15 protein-coding genes are annotated in these 16556 nt (G+C 60.8%); 2 read left to right on the plus strand and 13 right to left on the minus strand.

Translation table 11 applies throughout. The features are described 5' to 3' along the window. Window positions 1-230 precede the first annotated feature (230 nt). Window positions 231-1661, plus strand: coding sequence for a phospholipase D family protein (locus tag BLW36_RS03580; RefSeq protein ID WP_244506116.1), 1431 nt, complete (start codon window positions 231-233; stop codon window positions 1659-1661). 48 nt (window positions 1662-1709) lie between these two features. Here the strand turns inward: BLW36_RS03580 and BLW36_RS03585 are convergent, their stop codons facing one another. The 6 genes from BLW36_RS03585 to BLW36_RS03610 form a co-directional block, all read right to left on the minus strand. Next, window positions 1710-2156, minus strand: a complete 447-nt coding sequence (locus BLW36_RS03585; RefSeq protein WP_091385241.1) for an OsmC family protein — start codon at window positions 2154-2156, stop codon at window positions 1710-1712. A gap of 29 nt (window positions 2157-2185) precedes the next feature. Then, window positions 2186-3478: an OmpP1/FadL family transporter gene (locus BLW36_RS03590; protein ID WP_170833104.1), complete on the minus strand. Its 1293-nt coding sequence runs from the start codon at window positions 3476-3478 to the stop codon at window positions 2186-2188. Window positions 3479-3507: 29 nt separating this feature from the next. Further along, entirely contained in the window at window positions 3508-4302 is a 795-nt protein-coding gene (locus tag BLW36_RS03595) for a hypothetical protein (RefSeq protein ID WP_091385245.1), read from the minus strand. 163 nt (window positions 4303-4465) lie between these two features. Beyond that, window positions 4466-5623 (minus strand): acyl-CoA dehydrogenase family protein, encoded by a 1158-nt coding sequence (locus BLW36_RS03600; protein WP_091385247.1) that lies wholly within the window; start codon window positions 5621-5623, stop codon window positions 4466-4468. 33 nt (window positions 5624-5656) lie between these two features. Continuing rightward, entirely contained in the window at window positions 5657-6568 is a 912-nt protein-coding gene (locus BLW36_RS03605) for a DMT family transporter (protein ID WP_091385249.1), read from the minus strand. 122 nt (window positions 6569-6690) lie between these two features. Next, window positions 6691-7200 (minus strand): Lrp/AsnC ligand binding domain-containing protein, encoded by a 510-nt coding sequence (locus BLW36_RS03610; RefSeq protein WP_091385250.1) that lies wholly within the window; start codon window positions 7198-7200, stop codon window positions 6691-6693. A gap of 142 nt (window positions 7201-7342) precedes the next feature. Between BLW36_RS03610 and putA the strand changes: the two genes are divergently transcribed. After that, the gene (putA, locus tag BLW36_RS03615; protein ID WP_091385252.1) at window positions 7343-10501 is read left to right on the plus strand and encodes a bifunctional proline dehydrogenase/L-glutamate gamma-semialdehyde dehydrogenase PutA; all 3159 of its coding nucleotides are present in this window, start codon (window positions 7343-7345) and stop codon (window positions 10499-10501) included. A 188-nt stretch (window positions 10502-10689) separates the two neighbouring features. On the opposite strand, the gene BLW36_RS03620 is transcribed toward putA, so the two are convergent. From BLW36_RS03620 to BLW36_RS03650, 7 genes are all read right to left on the minus strand, one after another. Continuing rightward, on the minus strand, window positions 10690-11085 hold the full coding sequence (locus tag BLW36_RS03620; protein ID WP_091385255.1) for a glycine zipper family protein: 396 nt from the start codon (window positions 11083-11085) through the stop codon (window positions 10690-10692). Between the two features lie 170 nt (window positions 11086-11255). Continuing rightward, on the minus strand, window positions 11256-11960 hold the full coding sequence (locus BLW36_RS03625; RefSeq protein ID WP_091385257.1) for a hypothetical protein: 705 nt from the start codon (window positions 11958-11960) through the stop codon (window positions 11256-11258). Further along, a complete protein-coding gene (locus BLW36_RS03630) occupies window positions 11953-12468 on the minus strand; it encodes a DUF2878 domain-containing protein (RefSeq protein WP_091385259.1) in 516 nt (171 codons plus the stop codon). The genes BLW36_RS03625 and BLW36_RS03630 overlap by 8 nt, the downstream gene beginning before the upstream one ends. Before the next feature lies 1 nt (window position 12469). Then, on the minus strand, window positions 12470-13747 hold the full coding sequence (locus BLW36_RS03635) for an SAM-dependent methyltransferase (protein WP_091385261.1): 1278 nt from the start codon (window positions 13745-13747) through the stop codon (window positions 12470-12472). Further along, window positions 13744-14517 (minus strand): DUF1365 domain-containing protein, encoded by a 774-nt coding sequence (locus tag BLW36_RS03640; protein WP_091385264.1) that lies wholly within the window; start codon window positions 14515-14517, stop codon window positions 13744-13746. The genes BLW36_RS03635 and BLW36_RS03640 overlap by 4 nt, the downstream gene beginning before the upstream one ends. A 10-nt stretch (window positions 14518-14527) precedes the next feature. Beyond that, a complete protein-coding gene (locus tag BLW36_RS03645) occupies window positions 14528-15778 on the minus strand; it encodes an NAD(P)/FAD-dependent oxidoreductase (protein WP_091385267.1) in 1251 nt (416 codons plus the stop codon). After that, window positions 15778-16554 carry an SDR family NAD(P)-dependent oxidoreductase gene (locus BLW36_RS03650; protein WP_091385269.1) on the minus strand — a complete coding sequence of 259 codons (777 nt, stop codon included), beginning with the start codon at window positions 16552-16554 and terminating at the stop codon, window positions 15778-15780. Before BLW36_RS03650 ends, BLW36_RS03645 begins: the two co-directional genes overlap by 1 nt. Window positions 16555-16556 lie beyond the last annotated feature (2 nt).

The raw sequence follows: 16556 nt of genomic DNA on the forward strand, positions 1-16556 counted from the left end.
ACTCCTAAGCCCTGCCCCACCCAGCAGATGACGGCCGCAGGCAGGGCACTGAACTATTATTGAGCCACGGATTTCCTGAATTGCCACCTACGTGTATGCCGATGCCGTTACCGCGCGCACTTACCGCAGTAATCTGCACCCTGGCCCTCGCTGCCTGTGATAGCCCCATGAATCAGACTGCCAAGGAAAGAAGTGAATCGAGCGCCCTTCCCCCGGCGACGGAGACGCGGTTGGCCACCAGTATCGGCAACGAAGCCGGGCAACACACCGGCGACCAATCAGGCTTTCACCTGATCCATGAAGGCCCGCAGGCGCTGGTCGCCCGCGCCGTACTGATCGACGAGACAAGCGTGTCGGTCGATCTGCAGTACTACATCTTCAGCGATGATACTTCCGGGCGCATACTCACTGACAAGCTGCTGCAAGCCGCGGATCGTGGCGTCCGTGTGCGCCTGTTGGTTGATGATCTGGGCACACGTTTGAACAATCCCTGGGTAACTCCACTGGACAATCACCCGAATATTGAAGTTCGCGTATTCAACCCGGTGGAAGGCCAAAGTAGAATCCGTCGCGGACTGGAACAGTTATTGAACCTGGGCCGCATTAATCACCGCATGCACAACAAGCTGCTGATCGCGGACGGAATCGCAATGATTACCGGTGGGCGCAATATCTCAGACGGTTATTTCACCAGTGCCGATGTGGAGTTTCTCGACGTCGATACTATCGCGATCGGCGCGATACTGCCCGAAGCCGCAAAAACCTTTGACGAATACTGGAATCATCAGGTATCGGTACCGGCATCGGAATTGGTTCTTGAAAACGAAGACGCGCACACACTGACGGAACTGCGCGACCGGCTGCAGCAGCGCCTCCACGAGGAGGAGGCCTCTGAGTTCTTCCAGGCTGTGAAGGACTCCAGCTTGGCGCAAGATCTGGCACAGGGCAAAGTTTCGTTTGAATGGGGTAAGGCAACGTTACTGGCCGATCCGCCGGACAAGGCCGCCGAACCCGACCGCATACCGATTACCGAGTATCCGGGCTACCAGCTGGAACAGATTGTGCGTAAATTGCAGCAACGACTGCAGATTAGCAACGCCTACGTAATTCCCGGCGAACCCGGCATGAACCTGTTTACCGAACTGGAAAAACGCGGCGTGCAGGTCGATGTACTCACCAACGGACTCAGTTCCACCGACACCGCGGCCGCCCACGGTGGCTATTCGCGCTATCGCAAGCCTCTGCTGCGCGCCGGCGTGCGCCTTTGGGAGCTACGCCCCGCCGCGGAACGCGAGCACCGCATGCACTGGTTCAAGGATAAGTCCCGTGCGACCCTCCACGCCAAGACATTTGTCATGGACAGCGACCGGGGCTTCGTCGGTTCCATTAACCTCGACAGCCGCTCCATCATCCTGAATACCGAGATCGGCGTATTGATCGAAAACCGCGAAATCAACCGACAGTTGCAGGAGCTCTTTCAGACCTGGACGGCACCGGATTCCGCCTGGCGTCTCGAATTGGACAGCGAGGGGGATATCCGCTGGCGGCGTACTGACGACGATGGCGAGGAGATCGTCAAAGACAAGGATCCGAACAGCACGCTTTGGCAGCGCTTCCTGACCGGGATTCTCGCCTACCTGCCGATAGAGTCGCAGATCTAGGTTCTGCCGCTACAGACGGCGCAGAGCCCGGAGCCGGGGCTTGGCGATTCATGCCGAAGACAAACGCGTCCTTACTACTATTTCCGAGGTCAGCGTATTGTGTACCGGGCAGCGGTTGGCGATTTGCAGCAGCCGCTCGCGCTGCTCGCCGGTCAGCTCACCCTCGAGGGTAACCTCCCGCACTATCTCGTCGATCTTGCCGTCTTTCGTCTCGCAGTCCGCGCAATCCTCGGCGTGGACTTTGCGGTGCGACAGGATAGTGCGCACCCGCTGCAGTGGGATCTTCTTGTGATCGGCATACATGCGGATCGTCATGTTGGTACAGGCACCCAGCCCCAACAGTACATACTCATAGGGGCCGGGCCCCTTGTTGTCGCCACCGACATCCTCCGGTTCATCGGCGATCAGCTGATGCGGGCCCGAGGTCAGGGTCTGGGTAAACCTGCCCTCCCCCGCTTCCTCAACAGTCACTACCGTCGGTGTCGGTCCGCCCATCGATTCTTCCTCATGATTTGCTCGAGTTATTACAATTCAAACTGTACCGAAGCGCCAAAGAAATTCAGGGAGTAATCGTCATAGCTACCCTGCAGGCGCGGACTGAACGGCGGCTGGCCACTTTGGTCGATCTTCGGGTCTCCGACCCACGCCAGGGTATAACCCACATCGAGCCTGAGCCCCGGGCAGAGTTCCTTGCGGGCGCCCAGGCCCAGGCGCCAGGTCTTGTCGACCACCACATCGGCCGAGCGACTATCCAGGTCCTCCATACTGCTGTCGTAGGCGACACCGGCGGACAGTGACCAGCCCTGCAACGCACCTGCGTTGTATTCATGCCGAACCCCGAGGGCACCGTGCCAGGTATCGTCGTATTCGCGTTTGATCGTAACACTGGTCTGAGCCGGATTATCGATTTCAAAGCCGATAAAACCGAACTGGCTCCATTCCTGCCAGTTCAAGTTGGCGTACATGGTAGTGGCCATAGAGACACGCTGCTGCAGACTGAGTGTGATCGTCTGCGGGATATTCATGTCTATTTTGGTGCGTGCACCATCCAGATTGGCGACCAGTTGCGAGAACAATGGGCCGAAGTTCCGCAGGCGCAGTCTGTCGCTGAACTCCAGATCCACCTCCGACGTATAAGAAAGACCCAGGGTAGTGATTGCCGTCGGCTTGTAGATGACGCCAAGGTTACCGCCGTAGGCGATATCGGTGTCGTCGTATTTTAGCCGCGCGTCGCCACCGGCCAGCCCCGCGCGTGGACGCGATTCGTATTTGTAATAGCTACCCACGATATTCAGGCCGAGGCCAAACGACAGGCAGTCACTCGCCTTCCAGCTCAGCGAGGGCAGCAGGCTCATGCCGATCAGGCTGGTTTCCGTGACAAAGCGGCGCCCCTTCCAGTTGTCGTCGTAGTCGAGCACTCCGCCGAAATTCCCCGCCATCGCGAGCCCCCAGCCGACACTGTCGGTCAGGCGCCCCGCAGCAAAAAAACCACCACCGGGAAACCACTCGATCGCGTTGCCGCCGTCATTGCCGGGCACATTGCTGTCGCCGCCGTCGTTGAAATCGAGGTGGCCGTACATCAGCTGGCCCGACGCCATGATCTCGGTATTGTCACGCCAGACGGTACCAGCCGTATTGGTATAGGCGGTGGCAGCATCTTCCGGCGTCGCCGCCCAGCCGGCGCCGGCGGTACCCAGCGTGGGCGTGCCGATCTCCCATACCATCAGGCCACCGGCATCGGCGCTCGGCGCCATGGCCAATGCGCAGGCTGCGGAGACCAGTGCGAAATGTTTAGGCAGGGACTTGGGAGGATGCATTACCGACTCCATCCGATGGAAATTACGGTTCAATCCCCCTTGGGGAACAGCAAGATGAAATTGAAACGGAAGCCCATATTGTGGGCGCCGCCATCCGGGCTGTCGGAGTAATAACGCGGCCCGGCCTGTATCTGGTAAGTCTGCTGCCCTACTTGGAAAACCTTGGCGACCAGAAAGGCGACCGGCACATTCCACTGTTCGCTCTCCCAGTCGTAAGTCGATTCCGTTTGCAGGGTGTAGGTCCAGGCACTTGGCGTCGTATAGGCAAAAAACGGTTGAATGAAGGTGCTGTTTACGTCCTCGCGCTTACTGTCTCCAACGAAGGACCAGACATGGTTCACCAGTGCACCGATGGTCCAGCCGCCGGTTTGCTTGAGCACTACGCCGGTGGGGCCGGCGCCCCACTTTTCCGTGCCCAGTTCCGGCTCGGTGGCGGTGGGAATCAGGAAGGCGGGACCCAGGCCCCAGGTGATGCCGTTCACCGGCTCCTGCGGCGAGAAAAACAGACTCTGGGAGGTGTCACCGAGCCCGGTTTTTTCCCGGGTCTGCGGAAAAATATCTTCCTGATTGATGACCGGCACAATGGTGCGGCTGATCAGGTTCCACTTTTCGTTCAGCGTAATCGGGATCACCGGCTGGACATTGAGCGTATAGCGGCGCCCTTGATGAAAGGGCCCCACATCGCGATCGAAATTGCTCTGAAAGGGTACGCTGATCAGGCTGGAGACCGGATTTGCCAGCTTCTTGGCCAGATCTTCGCTACTCTGCGCAAACACCAGCACGGCTGGCAGGTATAGCAACAGAAGCGCGAAAACTCTCGACATCCCTTGCTCCTTCCACGGCACCTGAGAAATGTATCGCTCCTGACAGTCTAGAAAGGAAATCATCGCACTGATGTTTATGGAGCCAGCTTTACTTGCCGGGCAATGGCCCTGACATAAAAAAAGCGGGCTGAGCCCGCTTTTGTGTCGACGCCGGAGTTGGCAATCAGCGCACGCCCTCCAGCAGGTGGCGCGCGATGATCAGGCGCTGGATTTCACTGGTGCCTTCGTAAATGGTGGTAATGCGCACATCGCGGGTCATACGCTCCAGCGGGTACTCGCGTGTGTAGCCGACGCCACCGTGCATCTGCAGGGCCACATAGCAGGCCTCATTGGCTTTTTCACTGGCGAAGAGTTTGGCCATGGATGCCGCCGGGCCGAAAGGCATGCCGGCATCCTTCTGCCAAGCCGCCTGTAACAGCAACAAGCGCGCCGCTTCCAGTTCGGTGTACTTGTCCGCCAGCTGCCACTGCAGTCCCTGGAACTGAGCCAGCTTCTTGCCGAACTGTTCGCGCTCCTGCAGGTAGGCGCGGGCACAATCCAGTGCCTCCAGGCCGATACCCAGTGCCAGTGAGCCGATACCGATACGCCCGCCGGCCAGTTCGCCGGCGGCGATGCGGAAACCGCGGTTCTCTTCGCCCAACAAGTTGGCGGCGGGAATACGGCAGTCGTCGAACGCCACCTCGTTGGTGACCGACGCCTTCTGCCCCATTTTCTCCTCGGCCTTGCCGATGATCAGGCCCGGCGTACCCGCCTCCACCAGGAAGCAGGAAATGCCCTTGCCTTTCGAAGCATCGGGGTCGGTTACCGCCCAGACCACGAACACCCCGGCGAACTCGGCGCTGCTGATAAACAGCTTGCTGCCGTTCAGCACGTATTCGTCGCCGTCTTTCACCGCGCGGGTGCGCATGGCGGCGGCATCGGAACCGGAGCCGGGTTCGGTCAGGCAGAAGGAGCCGGCGGCGTATTCGCCGCTGCAGATTTTCGGCAGGTATTTGTCTTTCTGCTCGTCGTTGCCCACCGCCTGAATCACCTCGGCGACCATGTTGGTCACCGAAGTGGTCGTCGCGGTGGACGCGCAACCGCGTGCCAGTTCGGCGATGGCCAGGCTGAACGCAATGGTGCCGGCGCCGGTGCCGCCGTACCCGGGATCGACATTGATACCCATAAAGCCCAGTTCGGCCAGCTGCTTGAGCTTTTCCAGCAGCAACTCGCGATTGCCGGTCTTGTCCAGCTCGGCGGCGACCGGCTTCAGTTCGCTGTCGGCGAACTGGCGCGCGGCTTCCTGGATCATCTGCTGTTCTTCGGTGAGTGAAAAGTCCATACCGTACCTACTTATATTTATCTGCGGTTGTCGTCATCGCTTGAAAATCAGCCGGCGCAGCAGCCCCTGCTGAACCGCCACGCCGAGCATAATCAAAACCAAGCCGACAATGGTTGCCATTTGAATCTTCTCGCCGACCAAAATCGCAATCAAAAGCAACGAAAGTGGCGGGGAAAGATAAATCAGGTTACTGATGCGCGCCGTGTTGTCACAGTGCATCAGCGCCGCCTGCCACAACAGGAAGGCGATGCCCATTTCGAACAGGCCCACGTAGATGGGCCCCAGCCAGCCGGCCAGGGACGGCCACTGCCAGTCGCCCTGTACCAGCACGGCGCCCGCCAGCCACGGCAGGCCACACAGGAAACTGAGCAGCAGGTTGACCGGCGCGCTGCCGCCGATACGGGTGTTGAGCAGCCAGAAACAGCACCAGATCAGCGTACTGAACAGCGCCAGCGCGACGCCCAGCGGTTGCGCGAATTTCAGCCCGAGCAGGTTGCCACCGGTGGCGATCACCAGCACGCCGCCGTAGCAGATCAGTGCCGCCACCAGATCCTGGGTGCGCAGCTGCTGTTTCAGTATCGGCACCGACAGGAGCGCCAGCAGAATGCCCCAAGTGTAATTGAGAGGCAGCACCTGCTGCGCCGGCAGCATGTCGTAGGCGTAAAACAGCACCAGGTAATAGAGGAAGGGATTGCAGAAGCCGAGCGCGACATACCAGCGCCAGTTGCTGCGCCAGGCGGCACGCAGTTCGCCCCAGCGTCCTTCCCGGGTGACTACGATACTCATCACCAGCGTCGACACCAATGCGGCCACGCTGACCAGCTGCAGCGGCGATACATGCTGCAGCGACAGCTTGAAGGCACTGGCTACAGTGGACCAGCAGAGTACTGCCGCTAGTGCTAACAACAGGGCGCGGCGGTTATCGACCGTCGGTGAATTACCCATAGATCGGTACGGCTATCAATTCTGGGGTTAAGCAGCCTGTCGAACTTAGACGTCCCCTCGCGACGAACGCCTGAGCCCGACAGGCTGCTAAGCTTTTAAAGAGTTTTGTGCGCCAACTGCGCTCAGCGCTTGCCGCTTTTGCTCTTGGGTTCCGGGTCCGGCACCGCCACGGCGGTATCCGTCTTGACCTCCTGGATCACGACATAGGTGTGGGTCTCGCGCACCCCGGGGATGGAGGCCAGCTTCTCGCCGAGGAAGCGGCGGTAGCCGAGCATGTCCTTGATGCGAATTTTCACCAGGTAGTCGAAACCACCGGCAACCATATGGCATTCCTGCACTTCTTCCAGGCTGGAAACATGGTCGTTGAACGCCTCGAGGGCCTCGGTAGCCGTGTCGGTCAGGGTGACCTGGATATAGACGACCAGGCCGGCATGTACCTTGAGCGGATCCAGCAGCGCCACATAGTCGCGGATAAAGCCTTCGCGCTCGAGGCGCTTGACCCGTTCCAGGCACGGTGTGGGGCTCAGATTGACCCGCCGCGCCAGTTCCACGTTCGGCAGGCGTCCGTGGCGCTGCAGGATGCGCAGTATCTGGCGGTCGATACGGTCCAGATCTTCCAACTGTCGAGACATAGCAACATACCCTACTGGTAATCAGGCAAACAGGCGTGATATTTAACCACAACCGGCGGCAAAATGGCGATTAATTCTGAGCACTTTCGCACATAATCCGGTTTTTTATTCTGGCCCTAAATTACAGAGCTTGGGAGACATTATGTCGACAAAATTCGCCGGCCAATCCACCGAACAGCTGCACAGCGCCCGCCAGCGTGCCCGCGAGTATCTACACGCCGACGAAAATCAGTGCGTCAGCGAGCTGCTGGCCGCCCCCCGGCCCAGTGACGCGCTGCGACAGAAAATTCTGCATACCTCGCGTGAGCTGGTGCGTCATTCCCGCCAGCACCGCAGCAAGCGGGGCACCCTGGATGCGTTTCTGCAGCAGTTCGGCCTCTCCAATAAGGAAGGCGTGGCGCTGATGTGCCTGGCGGAGTCCCTGCTCCGGGTACCGGATGCGGATACTGCCGACAAACTGATCGCCGAAAAAGTGCATTCCGGCAACTGGTCCAGCCATCGTGGCCAATCTGACTCCCTGTTCGTGAATGCCTCCACCTGGGGTCTGATGCTGACCGGCAATATTGTCGAGCTGGACCCGGACATCACCGAGCAGCCCTCCAACTGGATGAAACGCCTGGTCAGCCGCCTCGGCGAGCCGATGGTGCGCACCTCCATGATGCAGGCGATGAAGATCATGGGCGGCCAGTACGTACTCGGCCGCACCATCGAGGAAGCGCTGAAACGCGGCCCGGCGGAAAACCTGCCCGGCACCCGCTTCTCCTTCGACATGCTCGGCGAGGGCGCCCGCACCATGGCGGACGCCGAGCGCTACTTCGACGCCTATATGATGGCCATCGAGGCTATCGGCAAGGACAACGACAAGCGCGACGTGGTCGAGGCCAACGGCATCTCCATCAAGCTGTCCGCCCTGCATCCGCGCTACAGCGTGCTGCAGCGCGACCGCGTAATGCACGAACTGCTGCCGCAGGTGAAGCGCCTGTGCGTGGCGGCGGCCAAATACGATATGGGCCTGAACATCGACGCCGAGGAGGCCGAGCGCCTGGACGTGTCGCTGGATATCTTCGAAGCCCTGGCGCGCGACCCGGAACTGAAAGACTGGCAGGGTCTCGGCTTCGTGCTGCAGGCCTACCAGAAGCGCGCGCCCCACGTCGCCGACTGGCTGATCGCGCTGGGCCGTGACACCGGCCGCAAGGTGATGGTGCGCCTGGTAAAAGGCGCCTACTGGGATACCGAGATCAAGCACGCCCAGCAGATGGGCCTGTCCGACTATCCGGTGTACACGCGCAAGTGCCACACCGACCTGTCGTACCAGGTATGCGCGCAGAAGCTGCTGGATGCCCGCGACGCCATCTACCCGCAGTTTGCGACCCACAACGCCTATACCGTCGGCCTGATCCTGGAGATGGCCGGCGACAGCAACGACTACGAGTTCCAGCGCCTGCACGGCATGGGCCACCTGCTCTACGCCCAGCTGGAAGAGGTACACGGCAAGCGCGTGCCGGTGCGGGTCTACGCGCCGGTCGGAGCCCACAAGGATCTGCTGCCCTACCTGGTGCGCCGCCTGCTCGAGAACGGCGCCAACAGCTCGTTCGTCAACCGCTTTATGGATGAGAAGACCCCGGTCGAAGAACTGGTGCAGGACACCCTCGAGCAGAGCGAGGCCTGCAATCCCTATCGCCACCCGCAAATCCCGGTCCCGGAGGACATTTATATGGGCGCAGAGGCTCTGCCACGGAAAAACTCACACGGTATCGAACTGACCGATCCCCTGGCGGTGGAGCCGCTGCTGGAAGCCGTGGAAAAAGCGCGCGGCAAGCATTTCCTCGGCGGCCCGATCGTGGATGGCGTGATGGGCAAATCCGAAGTGCCGGTACACAACCCGGCCACCGGCGAGCTGGTGGGCCACACCGCCAACACCGACAAGCACCTGATCGACCAGGCGTACGCCTCTGCGACCGAAGCGCAGATCGCCTGGGATCGCCTGGGTGGCGAAGCGCGGGCCAAGATTCTCGACAAGATCGCCGATCTGTACGAGAAGCATATCAACGACCTGACTGCGCTCATCTGCCTGGAAGCCGGCCGCACCCTGAACGACGGCATCAGTGAAGTGCGTGAAGCGGTGGATTTCTGCCGTTACTACGCCAACGGCGCGCGCAAGCATTTCAGCGCGCCGACCGAACTGCCCGGGCCGACCGGCGAAAGCAACCAGCTGTACCTGAGCGGCCGCGGCGTCTTTGTCGCCATCAGCCCGTGGAACTTCCCGCTGGCGATCTTCACCGGCCAGGTGGTTGCGGCGCTGGCGGCAGGCAACGCGGTGCTGGCGAAGCCGGCCGAACAGACTCCGCTGATCGCGGCACATGCGATTGAACTGATGCACGAGGCGGGCGTACCGAGCAAGGTGCTGCACCTGATCACCGGTACCGGCGCCGCCGTTGGCGCACCGCTGATCGAAGACCCGCGCCTGTCCGGCGTAGTCTTCACCGGCTCCACCGAAACCGCGCGCCTGATCAACAAACAGCTGGCCGACAAGGAGGGACCGATCACCCCGCTGATCGCCGAGACCGGCGGCCAGAACGTGATGATCGTGGACTCCACTGCCCTGCCCGAGCAGGTTGTGGACGACGTCATCCAGTCCGCGTTCCTCAGCGCCGGCCAGCGCTGTTCCGCGCTGCGTATCCTGTGCGTGCAGGACGTGATCGCGGACAACCTGCTAAACATGCTCAAGGGCGCCTGCGAAGAGCTGACCCTCGGCGATCCGTCCAAGTTGGAAACCGATATCGGCCCGGTGATCGACGACAAGGCCCTCGGCATGCTGGAGGCGCACCGCGAGCGCATGCAGCAGAAGGCCAAACCGCTGTTCGCCTTTGACGCAGACAAGAAGCCGGCCAAGGGCACTTTCTTCGGCCCACAGGTAGTCGAGATCGAAGACTTCTCGCTGCTGAAGCGTGAAGTGTTCGGGCCCTTCCTGCATGTGGTCCGTTTCAAGGCGGAAGAGCTGGAGGACGTGATCCGCCGTATCAACGCCACCGGTTACGGCCTGACGTTCGGCCTGCACTCGCGCATCGAGGGTCGCGCACACGCGGTGTTCAAGCGCGTGAACGTGGGCAACTGCTACGTGAACCGGGATATGGTCGGCGCGGTCGTGGGCGTGAACCCGTTCGGCGGCCAGGGCCTGTCCGGCACCGGCCCGAAAGCGGGCGGCCCCCACTACCTGTTCCGCTTCGCCAACGAAAAGACCAAAACGGTCAACGTAGTGGCCACCGGCGGTAACACCCAGCTGTTTACACTGGGCGAGTAACCGCCGGACAATCCGGCCAACAGCGAAAAGGGCGAACCCTCGGGCTCGCCCTTTTTTTGTGCCCGACCCCGGGTAAAAATGTCAGGCAAAAAAAGAGCCGGGGGTTACCCGACTCAAGCCAAGTCCTGTGAGATTGCCGAATATCAGAGGACGATCATATTGCTTTGACCGCACTGATCAAAAAAAGATCAATTCAGCACGCGATATCCGCGACCGCGAAGACAGTTTCTGGTGACGATATCGGCCTCCACATTGGCACTGGTCACCCCGGAGACACCGCCCATCAGCGCACCGGCACCGGCGCCGGCCGCCGCCGCACTGCTGTTGTCACCGATGATCGCACCCAGCGCACCACCGAGCAGCGCGCCACCGGCAGCACGGGTCACGCCCCGACGCCCCTGGTCACTGCGCGCCGCCACCGCCAGCCCTTTGCAGTCAGCCAGGTCCAGCTGGTACTGGCGCATGTTCACACCATAGGTATCAATAATGATGCCGCCGGCACCAGGAACCTGCTCCTGCTGGGTTGCACAGCCGAACAGCAGCGCACTGCTGAGACTGACGGCGGCCATCAATCTGAATTTCATCCGATACTCCTCGCTAACTGCCCGGCCACTCAGCCCGATGCAGTCCACCGAGCGGATGGCGGGCACAATGTCGCCTGGTTCTTCATTAGGTTTAGCTGGAGGTAGAAGAGCGCGCCAGTCATGGCGCCGGGATTTTCTGACTTTCTGGTCGGATCAAACGTTGGCCATCGTCACTCGTAGCGATAGTCAATCTGCAGCCGCTGGCTCTCGGCGCGGCTGTCGAGCAGATTGACCACCCCCTCGAAGAACAGCAGGCGCCGGCTGTCGGCGCCGTATTCCAGGTAAAGGTCGCCGGCGAAGAGACGCAGCAGTGGCTGTGCCAGATCGACACGAAAACACAGCCTGCCACTCTGGCTGTCGCGACAGGCGGCTCTGCGCGCGCGCAGCTCGATCGCGCGCCCGTGCAGCGGAGAAGCGAAGTCGAACGCCAGCGGCTGGCCCGACACCAGCCTGTCCCAGTGCCTGCGCACAAAGGCATCGAAGCCGGCGTCGATCACATCGATCGCGCCGTCCCCCAGCGCCGCAGTTTCCCAGGCGGTGGATCCAGGCGCCCGGTAACGCATTTCCCAGCGATTGCCGCGGCGGCGGACCTGGCGCTGCTCGCCCTGCCGGTAGTCCCGCTGCAATACCTCGGGCCGGGAATTGTTGCGCGGCGAGTCCCCGCCGCTGGCGATCAGGGTCTTCTCGGCAATGCGAAATCCCTGCGGGCTGTAATAGAGCACCCTGGTGCGATCGTTTTCCGCCGGCAGGTGATACTCGCAGTAGGCCAACTCACCGTTTTGCGGATCCCGCGCCAGGCCGGTCACCCGCACTTCTCCGTCGTAACCACAGTGAGCAGCCGCATTCATCGCAACCGCGACCAGCAGGCTAAGCATGTCGCACCTCGGTAAAAACCTTCTGGCGTGCAAGCCAGGTCGTAAATGGCAGAAACAGCGCCCAGATTATTACGAGGACGATCACCGGTAGGATCACCGGCTGCTGGAATTCGACCGTGCCATTCAGCCAGGCACCGGTCCAGTAACTGAAGGGGCCGAACACGCCGCCGAGCACGGCGGCCAGCCAGGCACTCCTCTGCAGGAAAAACATGCTATAGCGCAGCGCGGTGGCAAAATTCACCCACAGCAGCAGCAGCCAGGGTGGTGGGAACGGGGAACCACTGTCATTGATCAACAGCCCGCTGGAGAACACCGCGGTGTCCATGCTGGCACCACAACACCAGATCACAAGCACCCACAGCCATTCGTTCGGCTTGTTAGCGATAAAGCGCAGGTGAATGACAAGATTCACCAGTGTGAACGCAGCGATTACGGCCACGCTGTCAACGAGCACACAGAGTGGCCAGGCAATATCAAACAGTACCGCGTTGGCGGCAAACCGCCACATGTCAGTAAGCGGCGATTCTGCACCGCGGCTTGGCAAAGACAAACTGCGCGGTACTGATGACCCTCTCCAGGAAACCGCCCTCGCAGTAACAGAGATAGAAATCCCACATGCGGATAAAACGCTCGTCGAAGCCCTGTGCCCGCACCTCGGCAATCTCGGCGAAGAAGGCATCGCGCCAGGCGCGCAGGGTCAGGGCGTAATGCGCAGTAATATCCTCGAGACCGACGATCTGCATATCGGTGTCATCGGCGATATGATCGGCCACCACCTGATTCGAGGGCAGGCAGCCACCGGGAAAGATATAGCGCTGAATGAAATCCACCTCGTTGCGATAGCTGTGGTAACGCTGATCCTGCATGGTGATCGCCTGCATCACCATCAGGCCGTCGTCCTTCAGCAGGCGGCTGCAGCGGGAAAAAAACTCGGCGTAATATTCGTGGCCCACCGCCTCGATCATTTCGATGGAGACCAGTTTGTCGTACTGGCCGCTCAGGTCGCGGTAGTCCTGCAGCAACAGGGTAATGCGGTCCTGCAGACCTTCCCTCTCCACCCACTGCTTCGCGTATTCGTATTGTTCGCGGGAAATGGTCGTCGTCGTCACCCGGCAACCGAAATGCTTGGCCGCATAAACCGCCATGCCACCCCAGCCGGTGCCGATTTCGAGCAGGTGATCAGACGGCTGCAACTGTAACTTGCGGCAGATGCGCTCCAGCTTGTTCAGTGACGCCTCGTGCAGGCTGGCATCGGCACGCGGGAAGACCGCGGACGAATAGAGCATGGTGTCGTCGAGGAACAGGCGGAAAAAGTCGTTGCCGAGATCGTAGTGGGCGGCGATATTCTTGCGCGAGCCATTGCGGCTGTTGGCATTCAGGCGGTGCAAAACCCGCAGTACCGCCTTGTGCAGGAAGCTCCAGCGGGAATCCATGTTTTCCAGCAGCGCCATGTTGTTCACCATCAGGCGGATCACATCGACTAGCCGCGGCGAACTCCAGGCCCCCTGCATATAAACCTCACCGGAGCCGATGGTGCCATTCAGCAGGACCTGGATGTAGGTGCTGTCATCATGCACGTTGATCTGGGCGCGGATATCGGCCTCGCCGGCGGGCTGGCCGAACGTCAGGCGCTCGCCACCTTCCTCCACCACCAGGTGGCCCCGTTCGATAGAGGCGAGCTTGCCCAGCACCAGCTTCCGGGCGAGTCCCGCCAGCCAGTTTGGGCGTTCACCAACAGCACCTGCATCTACCGACTGGTCCCGTATTGCTTCGTCGATCGACTTCATCGTCGCTTGTCTCCTACCTGAACTTCAGCGCTGCGACCTGGATGAGGAAAAACAGGAACGCGCTTCAACCACAACTTCAGCGCCTGCCAGTAAATGGCGCCTATCACTTTTACGGTCATCAGCGGATAGCGGATCAGTATCCCGTTGAGCGATCGCGCGCCTATTTCCTGGCGCTGCAGACTCAGCGTGGCGTCAAAGATTTTGTCGCCGCCAGCGAAAGATTGCAGATAGGCGGTCAGTCGCCGTCCCGGCGTCGTACTGCGCCAGTGGTATCCCTGCTCTATCGGCATAAAGGGTGACACGTGAAAGTCCTTCGCAAAGGATGCTTTCTGTACCGGTGATTCGCTGCGGCAATCCAGCAGATAACTGTGCCGTTCATTCCAGGGGGTATTGTGCACATCCAGCAACAACCAGCGGACTTTCGCGCCATCGCGATCGAAGCAGTAGTAGATACTGATCGGATTCATGTTGTAGCCAAAGTAGCGCCAGTTCGCCAACAGCCGGATCGGGCCGTCCGGGCGCTCACCGCCCTCTTCCGCTACGCGGCGACGCACCGCCTCATCGAGACTGAGTTGTGGGTCGCCAAAAAAATCTGCGCGCCGGAAACGCGCCGGCGCCCAGCGCCGCTTCGACCACCAGGGGGACAGCGCGCAGACGCGATCCAGCTCGGCCAGGTCCAGATACATCATGAACACCCGGTAGCGAAACTGGTGCTCGCGCGGCGCGAAACGCCGGTGCTGCACCCAGCCGGTGTAGATGGCGCTTTCCACTAAAGTCCCCTCACCACTTCACTCCCAAACCCTCGGCGACGCGCAGTGCGCTGGTGACGCCGTCCTCGTGAAAGCCATTGGCCCAGTAGGCGCCACAGAACCAGGTGCGGTTGACGCCATTGATACGCCCCCACTGCTCTTGCGCACGCGTTCCCGCCACCGAAAACTGCGGATGGGCGTACTCGAAGCGTCGCAGAATCTTGTCCGGATCGATGCGATGCTCCGCGTTCAGGGTCACGCAGTAGGTTCTCTCGGTCTGCAGGCTTTGCAGGATATTCATGTTGTAGGTCAGCACTGGCAGCTGGTCGTGCTCCTCGCGCAGGCGGTAATTCCAACTCGACCAGCTGCGACGGTGCCGCGGCAGCAGATCGGTGTCTGTGTGCAGCACGACCGAATTCTTGGCATAGGGGATGGCGCCGAGAATGTCCCGCTCTGCGTCGCTGACATCGGCGAGACACTGCAGGGCCTGATCGGAATGGCAGGCAAACACCACCTCGCCAAACAACTGTCGCTCGCCCGAGTCAGTGCACAATTCGACGCCTTCCGCCGTGCGCCGTACCGATCGCACCGGCGTTGCCAGCCGGATTTTGCTGGCGAAGGAGTTCGTCAGCGGGCCGATATATTCCCGCGATCCGCCGCGGATCACCCGCCACTGCGGGCGATTGAAAATATTGAGCAGGCCGTGATTGAAGAAGAAGCGTATGAAGAAACTCACCGAAAACTCGAGCATCTGCGCCATGCTCGCCGACCAGATGGCCGAGCCCATCGGCACCAGGTAGCGGTTGGCGAATTCCGCCGAATAACCATTGGCGGGCAGGTATTCGCCGAGGGTCAGGCCGTCATCCAGCCTGCCCGCCTGCCAGTCTTTCAACGCGTTGCGGTTGAAACGTACTATGTCCCACAACATGCGCCAGTGTTCGGCGCTGACCAGATTGGCGCGCTGGGCAAACAGGCTGTTGAGATTGTTGCCGGCGTATTCGAAGTCCTCTTTGTCACAGCGCACACTGAAACCCATCGATGTGGGCTGGGATTCAATACCCAGTTCATTCATCAGGCGAATAAAGTTTGGATAGGTCCAGTCGTTGTAGACGATAAAACCGGTATCGATCGCCAGCGGGCGGTCGCCCTCTTCCACGTCCACCGTGGCGGTATGTCCCCCCAGCCGATCTTCGGCCTCGAACAGCGTAATGTCGTGTTGTCGATTGAGCAGATAGGCAGCGGTGAGCCCGGCAATGCCGCTGCCGATAATCGCGATGCGCATCAAGTTTTCCTTAGAGATCGAATTCTTGTCATTCTGGGCGCGCAGAAACGGAACCAGAGTGAGCGGAAAAAGCCGAGGAACCGCAGCGGCCAGCTGAGGCGCCGTGGGAAATCGATGGTGTGTTTGCCGGCCGCCAACCCCCGCTCGATGCGCTCGGCGGCCTGCTCCGGTGTCATCAGGAACGGCATATCGAAATCGTTGCGCTCGGTGAGCGGCGTATCGATAAATCCGGGACGGATATGCACCACCCGCAGGTTGGTGCGGCAGGCATCCGCGCGCACGGCATCGAGGAAATAAGCCAGTGCCGCCTTGGAGGCGCCGTAGGCTTCGGCGCGCGGGAAGCCGACCACCGAAGAGAGGCTGCCCACCGCGGCAAATACCGGCGCCCTGCTGTCGGCCAGCAATGGCAGTGCGCAGCGCAGGGTGTTCACGACACCGAAGTAATTGGCATCGAACACCCGCCGGTAGCTGGCGCTATCCAGCTGCAGGTTATCGTCGTATTCACAGGTTCCGGCGCAGGCGATCACCATATCCAGGTGGTCGGTCATCTCGGCCAGGCGCGCGGCAGTTTGTTCCATCTGTTCGTCGGCGCCGACATCGCAATCGAGAATACGGATGCGCTTCGGCGAGGTCTGCTGCAGCTCGGCCAGTGCATCGCGTCCGCGACTGCTGGCAATGACGAAATTATTCTGCTCCGCCAGGCGCAGCGCCAGCGCACGGCCGATACCGGAACTGGCGCCGGTCACCCAGATGGTCTTGTCGCGTATCGTGTCCACGC

Source organism: Microbulbifer marinus, assembly GCF_900107725.1.
In the GTDB taxonomy this organism is placed as follows: domain Bacteria; phylum Pseudomonadota; class Gammaproteobacteria; order Pseudomonadales; family Cellvibrionaceae; genus Microbulbifer; species Microbulbifer marinus.